Annotated in this window: 12 protein-coding genes; 2 read left to right on the top strand and 10 right to left on the bottom strand. The window is 51.0% G+C overall.

All coding sequences use genetic code 11. The features are described from left to right. Positions 1-148: 148 nt before the first annotated feature. From H6G89_RS02575 to H6G89_RS02535, 9 genes are all read right to left on the bottom strand, one after another. The gene (locus H6G89_RS02575) at positions 149-580 is read right to left on the bottom strand and encodes a hypothetical protein (protein WP_190503698.1); all 432 of its coding nucleotides are present in this window, start codon (positions 578-580) and stop codon (positions 149-151) included. Positions 581-588: 8 nt separating this feature from the next. Further along, entirely contained in the window at positions 589-2364 is a 1776-nt protein-coding gene (locus H6G89_RS02570) for an Hsp70 family protein (protein WP_190503697.1), read from the bottom strand. 90 nt (positions 2365-2454) lie between these two features. Next, complete coding sequence (locus tag H6G89_RS02565; RefSeq protein ID WP_190503696.1) at positions 2455-3168, bottom strand: nucleotide exchange factor GrpE; 714 nt, start codon at positions 3166-3168, stop codon at positions 2455-2457. Between the two features lie 47 nt (positions 3169-3215). Next, on the bottom strand, positions 3216-3515 hold the full coding sequence (locus H6G89_RS02560; RefSeq protein ID WP_190503695.1) for a J domain-containing protein: 300 nt from the start codon (positions 3513-3515) through the stop codon (positions 3216-3218). Between the two features lie 83 nt (positions 3516-3598). Further along, positions 3599-6085, bottom strand: a complete 2487-nt coding sequence (locus H6G89_RS02555) for a tetratricopeptide repeat protein (RefSeq protein WP_190503694.1) — start codon at positions 6083-6085, stop codon at positions 3599-3601. 117 nt (positions 6086-6202) lie between these two features. After that, positions 6203-6838 carry a Uma2 family endonuclease gene (locus H6G89_RS02550; protein ID WP_190503693.1) on the bottom strand — a complete coding sequence of 212 codons (636 nt, stop codon included), beginning with the start codon at positions 6836-6838 and terminating at the stop codon, positions 6203-6205. A 13-nt stretch (positions 6839-6851) separates the two neighbouring features. After that, positions 6852-7436: a Uma2 family endonuclease gene (locus tag H6G89_RS02545; RefSeq protein ID WP_190503692.1), complete on the bottom strand. Its 585-nt coding sequence runs from the start codon at positions 7434-7436 to the stop codon at positions 6852-6854. A gap of 53 nt (positions 7437-7489) precedes the next feature. After that, entirely contained in the window at positions 7490-9637 is a 2148-nt protein-coding gene (gene glyS / locus H6G89_RS02540; protein WP_190503691.1) for a glycine--tRNA ligase subunit beta, read from the bottom strand. Between the two features lie 122 nt (positions 9638-9759). Beyond that, positions 9760-10746 (bottom strand): trypsin-like serine peptidase, encoded by a 987-nt coding sequence (locus H6G89_RS02535; RefSeq protein WP_190503690.1) that lies wholly within the window; start codon positions 10744-10746, stop codon positions 9760-9762. Between the two features lie 525 nt (positions 10747-11271). Between H6G89_RS02535 and H6G89_RS02530 the strand changes: the two genes are divergently transcribed. Further along, on the top strand, positions 11272-15675 hold the full coding sequence (locus H6G89_RS02530) for a two-partner secretion domain-containing protein (protein WP_190503689.1): 4404 nt from the start codon (positions 11272-11274) through the stop codon (positions 15673-15675). Positions 15676-16080: 405 nt separating this feature from the next. On the opposite strand, the gene H6G89_RS02525 is transcribed toward H6G89_RS02530, so the two are convergent. Further along, a complete protein-coding gene (locus H6G89_RS02525; protein WP_190503688.1) occupies positions 16081-16371 on the bottom strand; it encodes an NfeD family protein in 291 nt (96 codons plus the stop codon). Positions 16372-16628: 257 nt separating this feature from the next. Here H6G89_RS02525 and H6G89_RS02520 point away from each other — a divergent pair, with 257 nt between their 5' ends. Further along, positions 16629-19034, top strand: coding sequence for a tetratricopeptide repeat protein (locus H6G89_RS02520; protein WP_190503687.1), 2406 nt, complete (start codon positions 16629-16631; stop codon positions 19032-19034). Positions 19035-19080: the final 46 nt, after the last annotated feature.

Genomic DNA, 19080 nt, shown 5'->3' with positions numbered 1-19080 from the left:
GTAGGGATCTCAACACTTGCCATGATGACAATTTCAGCATAGAAATTCTACAACCACCCGGATTTAAGTCATCGGAGCTTGAGTTAGGTTGCATTCGTTTTTCAATTATATACCTTTTTTTACAAATCCTCAGATTGTTATAGCGATCCTAAATGGGATGGTTTGCACTGGAAGCGATCGCTTCCAGGTGCTGAAGATATGTTGTGGTCGTGAGGTGTTGGGGGTTGAGATCGTGGGCGATTTTCCAGGCTGCGATCGCCTGGGCAAAGTCTCCCTGGAGTGCCCAGAGTTGTCCGGCTAGGGCGTGAAAGTCAGCCTGATGGGCGTGAAGGGCAAGTGCTTGATTGTTTTGGGCGATCGCAGCGGAGTAGTCGCCTGCTTGAAAGGCTTGAATGGCCTGTCGGTGATGCCAGACGGCTTGATCGTGCAGGTGAATTAATGGGGTAAGGTCAACGCCACAGCGACGACAATTCAAAGGGGTCGGGGTGAAATCTGGAGAAGGGCTCTCTTCCCCGATTGCTGGCTTCTGACCCCCAACATTGGTTGCTCGGTAGGTAGCTCGACAAACAGGACATTTCATAGAAAGTGCTATTGAGGATTGGTGACGTAATAGAGGAAGTCAGAGAGCTCTTCTTGGAGGGTAGAGACAGTGCTGGTTTCTCCTTCAACCAGTGCTTCCTCAATTTGATCTAGCAGTTCTTGCAGTTCGTTGGCTTGTTCCTCATCCAAAGTTTCTAACGCTTCTTGGGCGCGATCGACCAACGCAGCGAGTTCAGGAGGCATTGCGATCGCATCAGCCGTGTCAGTAGTACCTGTCTCATGCAAGTCAAACAGAGCTTCTAAATCGGCTCTGGCTTGCTTCAGTTCGTGGCTGGAGAGGCGTTGAACTCCCGCATTGTTCACAACCAGAGTGCCCTGTTGTCCTTTACCTTTTTCGGTCGTGGTGACGGTGAGAATCCCATTCATATCAAAGTCAAAATGGACTTCAATCTGGATACTACCAGGGGGGCCAGGGGGTAATCCTTCGACTCGATAGGAACCGAGCGGCACGTTTTCTTCGGCAACTTCATTCTCTCCCTGAAAGACTTCGATCTCTACCACTGTTTGATTAGGGCTAAGCGTGGAATAGACTTCAGAACGAGAGACGGGGACAACGCTATTGCGTGGAATAATGACACTAAAGAATCCTGGCATGATACCCATTGGGGTGGTGATTGCAGCGGAAATGCCCAGGGAATGGGGAATGACATCGACTAAAATTGCCTCAACCTCCTCACCGATCAACACTCCAGCTTGTAAAGCTGCTCCTAATGCCACACATAGGTCGGGTTGCACACCATCCACTGGAGCCTGCCCCAAATGTTCTTCCACCATATGCTGCACCAGTGGAATTCGGGTGGAACCGCCCACCAGGATAATGCGATCGAGATCGTCCGGTTTGAGCTTGGCATCCCTCAAAGCCCGATCGATCGCCTCCAACGTTTCATCTAATAAAGGACGAATCAACTTCTCAAAGTCTGTTCGAGCAATCTCGGTTTCCAGGTGCAATGCCGTTTTGCCTTTGCTTCCCAAAAACGCCTCTCGCACTGGGGCAAAAGCGTGAGCACTGAGGGTGATTTTAATGTGTTCGGCAGCCCGCAACAGACGGGCTTGAGTAACGGGATCGTCGGGAACGGCGACTCCATGCATCTGCCGAAACTGCTCTGCCAGATGTAATTGTAGGCGGCGATCGAAATCATCTCCCCCCAATTGGTTGTTGCCGTGGCTTGCCAGTACCTCTGTCACCTCTCCGGTGATCTCCACCACCGATACATCAAAGGTGCCGCCTCCCAGGTCGTACACCAATACCCGTTCCGTTTCCTCCGATCGCACGTTATAGGCTAAAGCAGCGGCGGTGGGCTCGTTAATAATTTGCAACACCTCTAACCCAGCAATTTCTCCAGCCGTTTTAGTTGCCTGTCGTTGGGCATCAGTGAAGTAAGCGGGAACCGTAATTACCGCCTGGGTTACGTCCTCTCCCAGTGCGGCTTCGGCTCGTTGTTTAAGAGCACGTAAAATGATGGCTGAAATCTCGTGGGGCAAAAAGTCACGGGTTTCATTTGATTCGGTTCCCCCAACTTGCAGGGTAGTTTGATGGTCAGTGCCCATCCACCGTTTAATGGAGCGAACCGTGCGATCGGGAGCCGCTGCATATTGACGCAAGGCATCGCGCCCCACCAGGAGTTTGCCCGTATCGCTAAAGCCAACGCAGGAGGGCAAGATCAAATCCCCATCCTCACCTGGCAAAACTCGTGCCTGACCGTTTTCTACGATCGCCACTTCTGAATTGGTTGTTCCTAAGTCAATGCCAACTGTTCTGCCCATGATTTTGAGTGATGAGTTTTGAGTATGAGTGATGAGTTTTGAGTATGAGTGATGAGTTTTGAGCCGTGATTTGGCTGAGCCTGTCGAAGCCTAAGGGTTGAGTTTTGCTGCCACAATGACCTGTGCTTCTCGCAAGACCTGGTCGCCCCACTTGTAACCGCGCACGACTTCTTGAATGACGGTGTTTTCGGGAATGGTTGAGCTTTCTTGTCGGCCCACAGCGTACATGATTTGAGGATTGAAGGGCTGTCCCTGGGCTTCAATGGGAATCACCTGCCGCTGTCGTAAAACATCCAGAAGCGATCGCCGAATCAGGTCGATTCCCTGTTGGTTGCTGACCAATATATCGCGCAGAGTGTTGTCGGTATCTGTCTCTGGTTGAGCTTGAAATCTCTGCCACCAGGGTTTTGGAGACGATGGCGTGGGTGCCGCTGCAACCAGCTCATCAAGTTGCGTTTGCCAGTGAGTGTATGCCTGATCCAGGGCGTCTACCACGGTTAGTAAGTCGCGCCACAGAGCTTTCTGCTCAATCTGAGGGGTTCCCTGGTGAGTATCCTGAAGCTCTTGCTGCCGTTCTTGCTCTATCTGTAGGGTTTCAACCGCTTTTTGTAGGGTGGTTTGACTGGCTTGCAACAACTTTCCCTGTTGCTTGACCTCATGGCGCAGGGCAATCCACTCTGCCACCATCTGATAGGGGTCAAATGAGGCGATGGATGAGGGTTCTGCTTCCAAATAATCAGGTGGGGTGGGGCTGGTTTGAAGGAAGTCTAGAAATTTTTCAAATAACGCCTGCCGATCCATCATGTCTCATCCACAATCTTGCCGCGATAGTATGCTCAAACCGAGTATGCTCAAAACGTTTCCCGAATTAGCTCATCTAAACTCACGTCTAGTTGGGCTACGATCCGCTGTCGCAATTGCTGTAAAACGGTTGGGTCAACCGTGGCTTCCAGAGGACGAGTCAGGAAAAAGAAATCATCTGTTTCTGATGTACCTCCCTTCCGAATCTCGTCATAGGCCGCTCGGATTGCCTTAAATTCTTCTGGATTGCGATGGGCAGGAAACTCTTTTAGCTTAGCGTGGTAAGCCGCTTTCACTTCATCCGGAGTAGCGGTGGGAGAGATGCCAAGGCGATCGTAGGGGGAAGTCATGGGTGGAGGGGTGGAAGAGTGGGGGAGTGGGAGAGACGCGATTAGTCGCGTCTGGACTGGATGGGGGGATGGAGGGGATGAGTTTATCTACGTCTACGTCTGGGAGGTTTGCTTGAAGGAGGCGTAAACCCGCCGAAGGGGAAGCCAAAATCCTCTTCGTCATCCTCACCAAAATCAGGGGGCATACTGCTCATCATCATTTGTTTGAGTTGGGGCATGACTCGCTTCAATTCGTTGGGGGGAATTTTACCGCCAAACATTTTGCGGATCATGCTCTCCAGCATTCGATCCATAGCGCCCAGATCGAAATTCTCAAGCGCATCAGGATCAGGGAGAAACTCTTGTGCCATCCGTGCACTTATCACAGTCTCCTCTTCACGAAAGGCTTGTAATGCTTTTGCGTCTTGCACACGACGGGCGATCTCAAAGCCTTGCTGGTGAAACTTCTCGTAATTTGCAGAGCCAGTTGGGAAGGTGGTGGCTCTGGCTAACAACAACAGCGGATTTTGGGGTTCCCGTTGCAGGGCTTCGTCTAAAAAGGAGTGGAGAATCTGATCCTGAGAAATGCTTTGAGTGTAGCGACGTAGTTGTAGCTGAATTTGAGCGAGTGCATTTCCAGGTTGGGGTTGGGTCGCCAAATAGGACTGGAGAGGTGTTTGCAGCTTTTTGGGATCGCGTTCTTTGAGTGACAGGATGACGAGATGGGCTTCTCTGGCTTCGGGCTGTTGCTCACCCAACTCAAACAGCTTCACGGTGTATTGGTTAATCAGAGCAGCAATGCCTTTTTCGCGTTTTGTAAACATGATGAGGCAGAGGGCGATCGCCTGCGATGCCACAACTTGCTCCTGGGGTGACAATTCATTGAGCAACTGGCTCCACTGGTTGACAGCTTGCTGCTGGTCAATCGACACCTTACCGCCAGAGGTTGGCTCTCCCTGCACAGCATCCACAAAAAGCTGACAGGCTCGAATTCCCGGATCGCGACCCCTGCGTTCTTCAACGAGACGGCTGAAGAAAGGATAATTGCCTGTTAGAAAAGCATCTACCCAAAGCGGCAGCTCAACTTCGGTTTCAGCATTAATATCTCCGAACTGCTTGCCAAAGCGACGGCGGATTTCGGTGGCGGCGGCTGAGTTACCGAGTTTTTTCCAGGTATCCACCAGAACAACATACACTTCACGATAGCGGCACCCCTCGTCCAGGGCTTGGGTCAGCAAACGGGTTGCTTCCTCCAATTTGTCATCCAGCACTGCCACTAACCCATGTCGCCCAATCACCTCTGGCGATCGCGGATCGATGCGCTCGGCAGTTTGTAACTCGCCCATAGCGGTGCGTTCACGTCCCATGACCATCCAGGTATCTGCCAGACGACAGTGGGCATAAATAAGCGTTTCTTTATAACGCTTCTCTGTCCAATTTTGGGGGTGCTGCTTATAGTCCTGCTCTAGCCATTTGATCATGCGGGTGATCAACCGCTGGAGTTCCTGGTATTCCTGGTTGAGATCCAGGACTTTCATTAGGTTGACTGCCAGTTGTGGGGTGAACTCTTGTTCGCGTAACGATAGCTGCCAAAATTCGGAAGCACAACTCATTTCACCTTGAGTCAATGCCTGCTGTCCTGCCAGGGTTAAAAGGGCTGGACGGAGGGCTGACAATTCTGGAAATTTGTTAGAACGGCGATCGAACTTGAGCAACACGTGAGCTGCTTCGTGGGGATTGTTCTCCTCAATCAATTCGAGCAGCGCAATCACATCAATCTGTTCTGAAGAAAGCCCACTATTCGTGGCAAATTGCATCTCCTCCAGAGATGGTTGCCCCGTTTTGAGTTTCTGCAACAGAGCTAACCGCTGGAGGATGGGATGCTCGGTATAAACGGGATTGAGCATAAATCGCCCAAACGGATTAGCGATCGCATTTAATCCTAATTGCACTGCCGCTGCATCCCACTGTTGCAGGGCTTGCTGAGTGTAAATTTGCCAGATTTTAGGGCGATCGCCCGGTGTTATGGGTTGCTTGACCTTTTGGAATGATGCCAGTGCAACGTCCGGTTGCTGTGCCTTGAGTGCCAGCACACCCCGTATCCAGTGCTGTTGCGCCGCTGGAAATCGTTTTGACTGCTTTTTCAGCAGTTGCTCAACCGTTTCAACATCTCCCTTCAGCAACAACAATTTGGCGTAGCAAATGCTGTAATCTTTGGGCAAACTGCCGTCTTCAAACGCAGTCCGAATTAGGGCGATCGCTTCCTCCAGGCGATTCAGTGACAGCAACGATTTGGCTAACCAGTAATGAGGTTCACCCGTTAACCCCAACTCTAGCGATTGCCGCAGCGATGTAATGGCTTGCTTAAAATCACCCTTTTGAGCTTCTTGTTTACCGCTCAATAACCAAATTTCGGCTTCTGAAGGGGTAAAGGTCAGGTCAGGTTGCGATCGCTTTGCTTTGTTTAGCTCATCTAATGCCTGACGATATTTCTTTTGTTGAAGCAAGGACTTGAGTTTCGCCTGAAACTGCTCTTGAGGCGACGATGCAGTGCTGAGTTGGTTAGCCTTGGGAGGGCGTTGCTTAGCCACAAAACTCTCTCTTGAAACAATCCTTACTAGAGTTATATATGAAATCTTGGTTTACTTTTGATCCAACTACAAAAATCTACCTTACTTATACCAACTGTTGAGGAGGCTGGCGATCGCTCATCCCTTTACGTTACGTCTTGCCCACTCTCGCACGGCTCGTCGAATCGCTCGTCGTCCTGCGGTGCGATGGGTTTCAATCAACTGCGGCAATTCCCGAATGGGAAGTTGAGGTAACGCCAGACTAATTTCAGCTTCGACGTATTTGCCGTCCTGGAGGTGATAAATTTTCAACTCGCCTTCGTCGTAGCACCACAGTTCTGGCACTTCTAGCCGAGCATAAATGGGAAAGCGATCGAGCGATTTGCTGGTGATGTCGATTTCTAATGCGAGATCAGGGGGTGGGTCGCCCTGACTCAAATCGAGATCTAATCTGCCACGAACAATCGGCTCATTTTGAAAGTAGAAGCAATTGTCAGGTTCAACTCCTGCCATTTTGATGCGCTTGCGCCAGGTTGTTGAACCGTAGCTTTCGTAATCTATCTCTAACTCTTCAGCAACATCTTGGATTGAATCACTAATTACCTCTTTAAAGTACTGATGTTCAAGCAGAGGGGTCATGATTTCTAAGGTGCCGTTGTCATAGGCAATTCGAGCAGCACGATGGTCGCCCAAATCCTCCAACAACCGCTCAAATTGCTCCCAGCTAATGCTGTGAAGTAAAACGCGATCGGCTCGATGGGATGTTACAACCATTGTCTAAACCCCGTCACGAAGCAGGTAATTCTGAACGAAAGAAGGAAGCTACGCTACACCCGAATCCAGGTAATAAGGGAGACGTAATATCGTCAGTTAGCATTAGGGTCGTAACCAGTTTTAGCGTAGCCTGCTGCCGACGATAGACCTGAATCTGTTGCAAGCGACGATTCACAATCCAATATTCCTGCACTCCTTGAGAGGCATAAAGTTTCAGCTTTACTTCGCTGTCGCGTCGCTCATTGTCTGCTCCGGGAGACATGACTTCTACAATTAGCTCAGGTGCTTCGGTAAGATGCCCTGCTTCATCTAGCAATACGGCTAATCGTTCATAACTTGCCCATACCACATCGGGAATGACATTATCAGCCTCAGAAAAAATGATGCCTGGTGTAGTCGTCGCTTCTCCCAATTTCGTCTCATCAGACCAACGGTTGAGCGCAGCACAAATATTGTCAGCCACCTTCTGATGTTTCCAATGAGGTGCTCTCGTCATAAACAACTCACCATCAATGATTTCGTAGCGGGTGCCATTGTCTGGCAACAGATCCAGATCGGCGATCGTCCAGTAAACCCGTTCAGTAGCTGGTTGGCTCATGAGCACCTCTTTAAATGCCTGGTTCTATTCTAGGGGATGCAAATTGCCAGGAATTAGGCTCCTTTGACGATCGCCCCAAAGTCTGCCAGGACACGCGCATGGTTTCGCAGGACACCCAACAGGTTGAGGCGATTGCGGCGAATGTCAGGGTTCTCATCCATCACCAACACGCTTTCGGGTCCATCGAAGAAGTTGCTGACTACGGGAGCGATCGCCGTTAAGCCATCCACCAGTTTTTGATAGTCGCGGTTGGCTTGAGCTTCCTGCGTTTGGGGCACCAGTTTCACCAGCGCATCATAAAAGGCTTGTTCGGAGGGACTCTGGAATAACTTGGGTTGAATGAGCGACTTGGGGTCAAGTTGCACTTTGTCGAGATCGCCTTGACCTGCCAATCGAGTAGAACGGTTAACCGTCTCGTAGATCGCATCCAGAGCACCATTTTGTCGGATGGATTGCAGGAAGAGGGCGCGATCGCGCACATCCAGCAAATCTTTTAAGGCGCGTTCGGTGTAGTCGGGGTCGTTTTCACCCAGCACGGCATTTACCAGGTCGTAATCAATCTGGCGATCGTCCTGCAATAAGGTGCGAATGCGTTGCAGGAAGAACTCGTGCAATTGGGGTTGCAGGCGAGGCGTGTGTTCGTTTTCGCCAAAGGTAGCGATGACATCGGCGATCACTTGATCCAACTGTTGTTCTAAGTTGAGAGTTAAATTGGCTGACCAAATAATGTTAACGATCGCATTTGCCGCACGACGTAGTGCGAAGGGGTCAGAGGAACCCGAAGGAATCATGCCCAGGCTAAAAATGCCCACTAAGGTATCGAGGCGATCGGCAATGCCAACCACTTGTCCCGGCAAGGTTTGCGGCAGTTGGTCGCCTGCGCCACGAGGCAGGTAGTGTTCAAAAATTGCATCTGCAACGGCTTTGCCTTCGCCACTGGTGAGGGCATATTTTTGACCCATCACGCCCTGCAATTCGGGAAACTCGCCCACCATCTGAGTCACTAAATCTGCCTTGCACAACAGAGCCGCCCGTTGAATGGAGCTATCGTTGAGCTTTAGTTGGTCGGAAATTTGTCCGGCAATGCGGACAATCCGATCGACCTTAGCCCGCACGGAACCGAGTTTTTCCTGGAAGGTGACGGTTTCCAGTTTCGGTAAGTAGCCCTCCAGGGGAATTTTGCGATCGGCATCAAAGAAGAATTTGCCATCCGAGAGGCGTGCCCGAATCACCCGTTCGTTACCCGCCGCGATAATGTCTGACTTCGTCGGATCACCATTCGAGATGGTGATGAAATAGGGCAATAACTCCGTTGAGCCTTCGGCTTTGAGGACTGGGAAGTATCGCTGGTGATCTTTCATCTCCGAGATGATCACCTCTGGTGGCAACTCCAAAAATTCGGGGTCAAACTTGCCCACAACCGCCGTGGGATATTCCACCAGATCAACCACCTCCTCCAGTAGGTCGGAATCGATCAGGGCAACCCCTCCTACTGACGTTGCTGCTGCGACGGTTTGCTGCTGGATGGCTGCTTTGCGACGATCGGGATCGACCTGAATCGAGGCAGCTTCTAACTGGGTGAGATAATCCGCTGCATTCGTAATGGCGATCGCTTCAGGATGCAACACGCGGTGTCCCTGAGAGAGGCGATCGCTCACACAAACTTCAGAGCCATTTTCGAGTCGAATCGGCAGAACCGCATCATCCAACAAGGTCACGAGCCAACGAATCGGACGGGGAAACCGCAGATCCCCATCGCCCCATCGCATAAACCGCTTGCCTTCTAAGCCGAAAATCCAGTCGGGGATTAACTCGGTGAGGATATCAGCGGTGGGACGACCGGGAATCTTTTGATTGACAAAGACAAAGTCGCCTTTGTCGGTGCTGCGAATCTCGAAATCATCAATGGAGACGTTGCGCGATCGCGCAAATCCTTCAGCGGCTTTGGTGGGTTTACCATCCTTAAAAGCGGCTTGAGCCGAGGGTCCCTTGACTTCCTCTTCGCGATCGGGTTGTTGGGTCGGTAAGCCATGTAGCAATACAGCGAGGCGACGGGGCGTGCCGTAGTAGTCGATGGTTTCTGGGGTGAGGAACTGCTCTTTTAAGCTGGCAGGAATGCGCGATCGCCACTGTTCCAGTGCATCGGCTACAAAACTGGCAGGTAATTCTTCGGTTCCCACTTCCAACAAAAACGTCACCATATTTTGCGTCCTAAACCCTAAGCCAAGATAACTCGATTTTTAGCGGCAATAACCTACTAAACTTCCCCAGTTTATCGTGACGGTGAGACGAAAGTGGCCTTTTCACCCCGTGCTCATCGGCCTTAACGAGTCACATATTGCTGAATCAAGTTTGTAATCCGAGAAATCTTGACCCCATAATTCACAATCCCCTGTCGAATGCGTTCACCGCTATCCAATTCACCTTCCTCGTAGAGTTCAGCGGCATTGAGAGCGACAATCCGAAATTCACCATCCACCTCTGCCAAAATAGGTCCACCTGAGGAACCGCCAAACATATCACAATCATGAATCAGGTTGTCTTCGACTTCGCCCAAAATACTGCATCCCACATGCGCCCCTGCGGTCGAGGCGGGGTCATCGGGTGGAAAGTCACCGGAATAACCGACCAGGGTTAAACGGCTCCCATATTCCCGAACTAATGTAGATACAGGTAGGGGCTGCCATGCAAGCGTGCCGTATCGCTCACCCAGAGGTCTATCCAGCCTCAAAAACGCCCAATCATCGGGGTGGGGCATTTGATTGTCATTGCGAAAATCAGTGCCCCGAATCAGATCAACGACGTTTGCAAGGTCTTCCTCATCCTGCACCAAACCGTCGATGAGATTGGGTGCAAATTTAGTGCCTGCTTTCGGTTGATGCGTTTCCATGTCAATAATGCAATGGGCATTGGTTAAGACAATATCGGGAGCCACTAAGCTGCCTGTGCAGATGCTAAACTCATCCCCGCTAAGATATTCAATCCGACCGATCGCTGACCAGGGATAATCAAAGCTCGTCATCGGTACGCGATCGTCAGTCAGACCAATCACCCCTCTAGAACCACCATTAGGCTGATTCGATCGCCTCAACTCTCCGGGGATGAGTGGGGTCAGTGTAGAGGTTAATCCAAAGGCTTGAAAGGATTGGGCTGAGGGGGTGCGTCCAGTTAAAGTAACTGGGGTTGGGCGGGTTTGGGCGATCGCCGGAAGTGAAAAGGGTAACGGTAACAGGGGATAACTCAACAACAAGACGCTCAAGAATCCGACAATCCAAAACAATCCGTAGCGGAGGAAATACTTCTTGTTCATAGCAGCGATAGTGAATGATTGAACGCTTTAGAGTAGTTTTACTTCAAACAGAGTCAATTAGCTGGTTCCTACATAACATTTATTTCTGGAACGATTAAAGGTATGCTTCAACACCTGTTAAGTGGATGATCGTCCATAAACAGAGCTTTTTGTAGGATGGGTTGGCGGGAGCGTAACCCATGCTGTTGAAGGATTTGATGCGTTACGGCTATGCCTGGCACATTCTCCGTTTAATTAACCTGAGTTCGGGATAAGGATCTTGGCGGTTAAAACTGCCGCTACAAGAGCAAAACCGACCTGCGTCGGTTCGGCGAACCTTGATTTTCTGTAGTCCGCCCGCGCGGACTTCGATCCCATAGCCGCGAATTGATTCGCCAGGTGTTTAACCCGAATTGACGTTAATGAGGGCTACCTATTTGAAGGAAATGAGCGAACCATGAAAAGCTCTTGACGATGATGCACTAAACTTGATGGCATTTCGAGGAATGACCCATTGCAATACGGTTCTCAACCTTCTGTAGTACATTGGTTCACATCGTCATCTGGGTGTTGAGAGCTATGGGGAGTCGTAACGGTTGGCAGTGCAACTGGCAATGCAGCCTTGCAGTGGGAGTTTTGATGAGTGGAGCGATCGCCCTTCCTCCTGCTACCGCCCAAAGCATCTCTGTTGATGACACCATCAGCCCAAATCCGCGTGTTCTCGCTGGCCCCAACTACCTGATTCCGCAAGCCGATGGGCGAGTGTCTGGAGCCAATTTATTTCACAGTTTTGGTCAATTTAATTTGAATACGGGAGAGCGCGTCACCTTTCAAAGTGCTCCTGATGTTCGTAATATTTTCTCGCGGGTTACAGGTGGAACGCCTTCCTCTATCAATGGTCAGATTAACAGCACTGCCAGTGTGTATTTGCTCAACCCCAATGGCATTATTTTGGGTGCAAATGCCAGTCTCAATGTGGGGGGTTCGTTTGTTGCGACGACAGCCAATGCGATTCAATTTGGCGATCGCGGTTTTTTTAGTGCATCCAATCCAACCGATCCGGCTCTACTTAACATCGATCCATCTGCGTTTTTGTTTAATCAGCTGACAGGCAACCTTGAGAGCAACGCTGCCCGACTGCGAGTTCCTAGTGGTGAAACCCTGATGCTGTTAGGGGGAGATGTCAACATCAATGGTGGACGTCTCAATGCGTGGGGAGGACGAGTTGCAATTGGCGGTTTAGCGAGTGCAGGACGTGTTTTATTAAACAACGACTACAGTTTGAGTTTTCCAACGAATATTGAACGGGCAGACATTTCGTTATCTGATTTAGTGGTTGATGTCACGTTAGATACAAGTGGTGATGTTGAGATTACAGGGCGAAATATTCGTGTTACCGATAGTCGAATTCGAGCCGGAATAGAAGTGAATTTTGGACTTCCAGGGAGTCAAGCGGGAGATCTGATTGTCAATGCAACCAATGAGATTCGAGTTGAAGGCAATAGTCGTTTAGAGAACGATGTGAACACCAATTCCATCGGTAATGGTGGAAGACTTGTGATCAGCACGGGTTCTCTAGTTTTGGGAGAGGGGTCTGAGTTGAGTTCCAGCACCTTTGGACGGGGCAATGCCGGAGGGGTTGTGGTGGAAGCCCGCGATCGCGTCACGCTGAATGGCGGCGACATTTTTAGCAGCGTCGGGGAAGGCGGCATCGGGCAAGGGGGAACGATGCGCCTCTCGACCAACACACTTGACCTGATGAGTGGAGCACAAATCAGTGCCAGCACCTTTGGACAGGGGAATGCAGGCAACGTCACCATCGAGGTGGGCGATCGCGCCTCAATGGATGGAATCAGTGCGGATGAGCGATTTGTCAGCGGCATTTTTAGTAGTGTTGATCGGGCGGGCAATGGAAGTGGAGGGACAATTCGCCTTTCGACCAACACGCTATCGCTGACAAACGGGGCAGAATTGGTTGCCAGTACCTTTGGACAGGGCAACGCAGGCGATGTCTTTGTCACAGCCCGCGATCGCATCACACTCGATGGCTCCAGTCCGGGGGGGCGGTTTCTCACTGGCATTTTTAGCAGCCTTGAACAAAACGCCAATGGGCAGGGTGGCACCATCAATCTCTTGACCAACACGCTCTCTCTCACAAACGGGGCTCAGTTGGTTGCCAGTACCTTTGGGCGAGGAGAGGCGGGGGATGTCATCGTCGAGGCAAGCGATCGCATCTTATTAGACGGTGCCAGTGCGAATGGACGATTTCCCACCGGAATTTTTAGCAGTATTGAGGATGCAGGTAACGGGCAGGGCGGCACGATTAACCTCTCGACAAACGTGCTTTCCCTCACCAATGGGGCACAACTCAGTGCCCGAACCTTTGGACAGGGAAGTGCGGGGGATGTTTTTGTCGAAGCCCGCGATCGCATCATATTGGATGGTACGGCTTCGGGTGGGCAATTTTTGAGTGGGGTGTTTAGCACGGTAGGCGAACGAGCCAACGGGCGAGGAGGCACGATCAACCTTTCAACCAATGTGCTCTCTATCACCAATGGGGCACGCTTGATTGCCAGCACCTTTGGGCAGGGCAATGCCGGAAGTGTCATCGTCGAGGCGGGCGATCGCATCACCCTGGATGGGGCTAGTCGCAATGGGCAATTTCGCAGCGGCATTTTGAGTAGTGTTGAAGGAACGGGGCGCGGACAGGGCGGCATCATTCGCCTCTCGACCAATACCCTCTCCCTGACGAATGGTGCTCGCATGACGGCTGAAACCTCTGGGCAGGGCAATGCAGGGGATATGATCCTCGACGTTCGCGATCGCATTTCCCTGAACAATGCCTCGATTTTGAGTGATGTGAATCCGACGGGCAATGGACGCGGAGGCACGATTCGCCTGATAACCGATGCGCTCTCCCTGACGAACGGGGCTAGATTAACCGCCAGAACTTACGGGCAGGGCAGTGCAGGCAATCTCCTGGTTGAGGCAGACGACCACATTTCGTTAGAGAGCAACGCCTTTATCATCAGCAACGTCGAGGAAACAGGGCAGGGGCAAGGTGGTACGATTCGTCTGGTGACCCCCATTCTGTCTTTAACAAATCGGGCGGGATTGTCGGCAGGTACGTTTGGACAGGGGAACGCCGGGGATGTGATTGTGCAAGCTCGCGATCGCATCTCACTCAACCACAGTAATATTTTCAGCCGAGTCAATCGACCTGGAACGGGTCGCGGTGGCACGATTCGCCTCACCACGGATACTCTGTCCCTCAGCAACAATGCCCAACTGTTGGCAGACACCAGCGGACAGGGCAATGCGGGGAATGTGTTGATTTCAGCGAGCGATCGCATCGCGTTGAACAACAGCTTTATCTTTAGTGATGTTGAACGCACTGGAAACGGTCGTGGCGGCACGATTCGCCTCACCACAGACAGGCTCTCCCTGAGCAACAATTCTCAATTACAGGCAGATACCAGCGGTCAGGGGGATGCAGGCAGCGTGCTGATTTCGGTGGGCGATCGCATCTCACTTGATAACAGCGACATCTTGAGTGATGTCGAGCCAACGGGGAATGGTCGGGGTGGCACGATTCGCCTCACGACGGGGACGCTCTCCCTTACGAATGGGGCTCAGTTACTGGCAAACACAGCAGGTCAGGGCAATGCCGGAAATGTCGTCGTCACAGCGCGAGAGACAGTCCTGTTGGATGCCAGCAGTCGCCAGAATGGAGTATCCAGCGGCTTTTTCACCACCACTGAACGCGATGCTGGAGGACGGGGAGGCAGTATTGCCGTCACCACGGATGCGCTCCAAATTTCTAGAGGAGCCATCATCAACGCCGAAACCTTGAGTCGCTTCCAGGGGGGTGATGTGGTGATCAATGCCAATACCCTTGTTCTTTCGGAGGGTGGGCAAATCATTACCACAGCCCTTAATCAGGGACGGGCAGGCAATATGACACTCAATGCTCGTCATCTCTCGCTCAGGGGCACTGACCCCAATTACGCAACACGAGTCCGACGATTTCGAGATGCCGTCAGCAATCAAGGGGCAGCCAGTGGTTTATTTGCCAATACTATTCGCAACTCTACAGGGCAAGGCGGTACTATTCGCATCAGCACGAATCAGTTAGAGGTTGAGGGGCAAGCCAGGGTCGAGGTCAACAGTTTAGGAAGTGGTGCCGCAGGGGATATCCGAATCCAGGCAGCATCGGTACGCCTCGCCAATGGAGGACGGTTAGTTGCCGACACTCAAACAGTGGATGGTGGCAGCATTTTCTTGTCCGGTCTGGATCAACTGGTATTGCGCGATCGCAGCAGTATCTCCACCAATGCCGGAACAACGGGTGCGGGTGGAGATGGCGGCAACATTGCTGTTGATGCCGATTTTATTGTGGCGATTCCAACGGAAAACAGCGACATTACCGCAAACGCCTTTCAGGGCAACGGTGGCAGAGTAGACGTGACCACACAAGGCTTGTTTGGCATTGCTCCCAGACCCTTCATTACGCCTTTGAGCGACATCACCGCCAGTTCAGAACGGGGGATTCAGGGAACGGTAGCGATCGCCACTCCCGATGTTGATCCCAGTCGCGGGTTAGCGGATTTGCCCACGGATATTGCTGATGTCACTCAACAGATTGCTCAGAACTGCTCTGATCAAGGTTCCAATGCCTCAGGCACAAGCGAGTTTGTGATCACAGGTCGCGGCGGTTTGCCCCCCAATCCGAATGAGTTGTTGGGCAGCGGCGATGTCTTGACCTCATTTGTTAGCGTGGATGACCCTACCGAAACGAGCGATCGCCCCTCATCCCGCTCAGAAGCTATTCCCCCCTCTCCCCTTCCCATTGAAGCGCAGGGTTGGGTGACGGGTGCCGATGGAGCAGTGACGCTGGTTGCTCAGGCTCCTCATTCGGTCGCGATCGCCCCTGTTGCCTGTAGCAGGTGAACGCATGGGAGAACGATGATCAAAGGCAGTTACATCCTGATTAAAGCCAACCCCCATCCCAAGGCAATACCAACCTAATTCAAAATAATGATTCAGAAGGCTTTAACCCGACACTAGTATTGCGAACACAAAGTTCTGCAATGTAGGGGGTTTGGGGCTTCGCCCCCAAGAAGTGGTTCCACCCCTTCACCCCTTTCAAAACTTATTTTTTGCTGTACTAGATGCAATTTATAGCTGTAGTCACCTCAGTTAAGACAAGGCACTCAACAGGACAGACGCGATTAATCGCGTCTCTCTCAGCAGGACTCAAATTCAATGTCCTAATGGTTTTGGCGATCGCTATACGTTGAGTTTGAATAGCCTGAGTCAATGTTGCAATCAGTATTGCAAAAGTACCGAGCCTGGTTAGAACTGTAAGGATGAAACAGGCTCAACGAGGAGCGTGATGTTGCGAACGCCGACCACTCGAACGATTTCACCTTGCATGAGTCGCAAATTCTTTTCGCACCGGGCAGGCCACCAGGAACCTTGAAACTTAACTCGTCCGGGAGCACCGGGTTGGATGGGTTGATCCACTAAGGCTTGTCTTTCTTTGTCAGTTGCGTTGACCCCAAAGAGAGGTGCACTGAAGTTGGGAACCGTTTGAGTGTCACTCGATGAGAAGAGAGATTCAAGTGTTTTTAAGGGGTTAAACATATCTCTATCGCTCCTGGGTGCAATCTAGACTTCAGTGAAGGTTTTGTGAACTTTGGGTGGCTCACACCATAAAGATGCCAAACCTGATAGAATCTGTCAGTTGGTTAAGGTCGGGGGTTTAACCCCTCACCGAAGGTCGGAAAAAGTCGGGTGCCTTTTGTCGGAGTGAAAAAAGTCGGGTTAGATTATAGAGACTTTGAATCGTTGTACATTTCACTACCAAAACCACTACCAAATTATTGATGGTCGGCTAATGCATGGGTGCGGAAGAAGCGTTAGAACTGGCAGACAAGTTAGTCTTTGAGGCGACGGGTGAACATTTAAGCGATCTGAAACGAGCCGTCTTTAAGGGAGCCTGGGCAGGGCAAACCTACGAAAGTATTGCAGATTCGCTGGGCTATAACGAGAGCTATATCAAAGAGGAAGGGGCAGGACTGTGTCGCCTGTTGTCTCAGGTGTTGCAAGAGCGGGTAACCAAGACGAGCTTTCGAGCCGCTTTAGAACGGTTTTGGCGATCGCACTCCGAAATAACTACGGCTTCGGTTCCCTTGCCTCAGACAGATCCCGTACCTTCTATGCCCCCTTCCCCTCCCACCGTTGCCGACCTGCGCGGTGAGTTAGAGGGTAATTCACCTGCGGTCTTTCAATATGACTTGGGTTTTATTGGGCGCGAAGGGGCGATCGCAGATCTTAACCGACTGGTGAATCAAGGTGCAAAAGTCATCCTGATTCACGGCGAAGGTGGGCTGGGTAAAACGACCCTGGCACGTCGCTATTTCAAAACCCAGGGGTTTGATTTCTATCTAGAGTTGTGGATGGCAACCGAAACTCAGAACGTTGCTCCGATTGAGAGTGTCGTTGAGGAATGGTTGCGGCGCGATTTAAACCAAGACCCTGGTCGAGAATTTGCCATCAACTTAGAGCGGTTGCGCCGCCAACTGCGCGATGCTAACTGGCGAGTCGGTGTGTTGATCGATAACCTGGAACCTGCACTGGATGGGCAGGGTAAGTTTGTGGAAGCGCATCGCTCCTATGTGGATCTGCTGCGGGTATTAGCTGATCCAGCGGTGCAATCGGTCACGCTGATTACGAGCCGAGAACGACTGTATGAATCCAGCATTCAGGTTCAGCTTTACCAACTGGGTGGGCTAGAGGAGGCGGTGTGGCAACAGTTCTTTGGTAGCCGAGACATTGACCCCAACTCCCCCGCCTTGAGTGAGATGTGGCGAGCCTACGGGGGCAACGCCAAAGCGATGCAGATTTTAAGCGGAGCCATTCTCACCGATTTTTATGGCGATATTGATGCCTATTGGCAAGAAAACAGCAACGATCTGCTGATTGAGCGAGAGTTGCAAGATTTAGTCAGCAGCCAATTTAACCGCCTGCAACAGGTGAATCAAGATGCCTATCAATTGCTCTGTCGCATGGCGTGTTATCGCTATCAGGATGTGTCATCTGTGCCGATTGATGGCTTGTTGTGTTTGCTGTGGGATGTGCCCGAAGAGCGACGCCGACCCATCATTCGGATCTTGCAAGATTTGTCGCTGATTGAGACACGAAAAGGACAATATTGGCTGCATTCCGTTGTGCGGTCAAAAGCGATCGCCGCCCTGAGAGCGAGTGACGAATGGGAAGCCGTAAACCGTACAGCGGCAGGCTTTTGGACACAACAGGTGCCTATTGTGAAAGATGCCAGAGATGCATTAATTGCTCTGGAAGCTTACTATCATTATTTAGAAATTGAAGACTTTGAAGCGGCTTGTAATGTGATTATTCAAGGTCGCGGCAATCAGGATAAGGGGTTGCCGTTGGGGTCTTCTTTTTATCAGTTAGGGTTGTTACAAAAGATCATTTCTGTGATCAACCGCATTCTCTCAAAGATTGCCTCGGATCAGCGCAAAATGCGGCTGTACAACATTTTGGGATATACCTATCGACTCATGGGCAGCATTGGCAAAGCCTTAGAATGCCATCAAGAATCCAGCAAGATTTCTGAAATCTTTAAGCTCGATCGCGCCCGACTTTCGACTCTATTTAATATTGGGTTGTGCAAAACGGAACTGTGGGAACTGGACGATGCCAAATCGCACTTTAATTCTGTGTTGACAGTCGCCAACGAAACGCCAGATTGCGAGGAGTACGCGATCTATGCTCAATGTTGTTTGGCGTTTATTGACTCTTGTTTGGGTTTAGGAAAAGATGCCCTAACAACCGTGCAAACAGCTGAGCGGCTTGTGTCTGCTAACCAACTAACACCCTGGGGCAAGGGTTATAGTCTGCTCTTTTTGGGGTTAACCCACAAGAATTTGGGAAATTTGGTAGAATCAACGTCACTCTGCCAACAGACGATTGGCTATGCAGAAGACAACCATTTCACTCAAGTCAAGGCAAAAGCCACCAATTGTTTAGCTGAGTTGTACCGCGAACAACAGGAATTTGCTAACGCTATCTCGAATCACATCACCGCGATCGAGCTCTTGGATGCGATCGGGGCTAAATGCGATTTAGCAGAAACGTATTATCAATTGGGATTGACTTACCAGAGAATGGGGAATTTAACAGAGAGCGATCGCTACTTTCAAAATGCGATTCAACTTTTTCGTGAAATCAATGCCCCTAAACAAGTCAAACGAATTCAAGATAGCCTGATCGGGAGTCACTGATAGAAGCTTGGCATTCAGATCTCAGCCAAATTGCAGAACCCCTGAT

The sequence above is a fragment of the Oscillatoria sp. FACHB-1407 genome, assembly GCF_014697545.1.
Taxonomy (GTDB): domain Bacteria; phylum Cyanobacteriota; class Cyanobacteriia; order Elainellales; family Elainellaceae; genus FACHB-1407.
The sequence above is the reverse complement of the archived record's forward strand: the minus strand, read 5'-3'. Positions and strand labels throughout refer to the sequence as shown.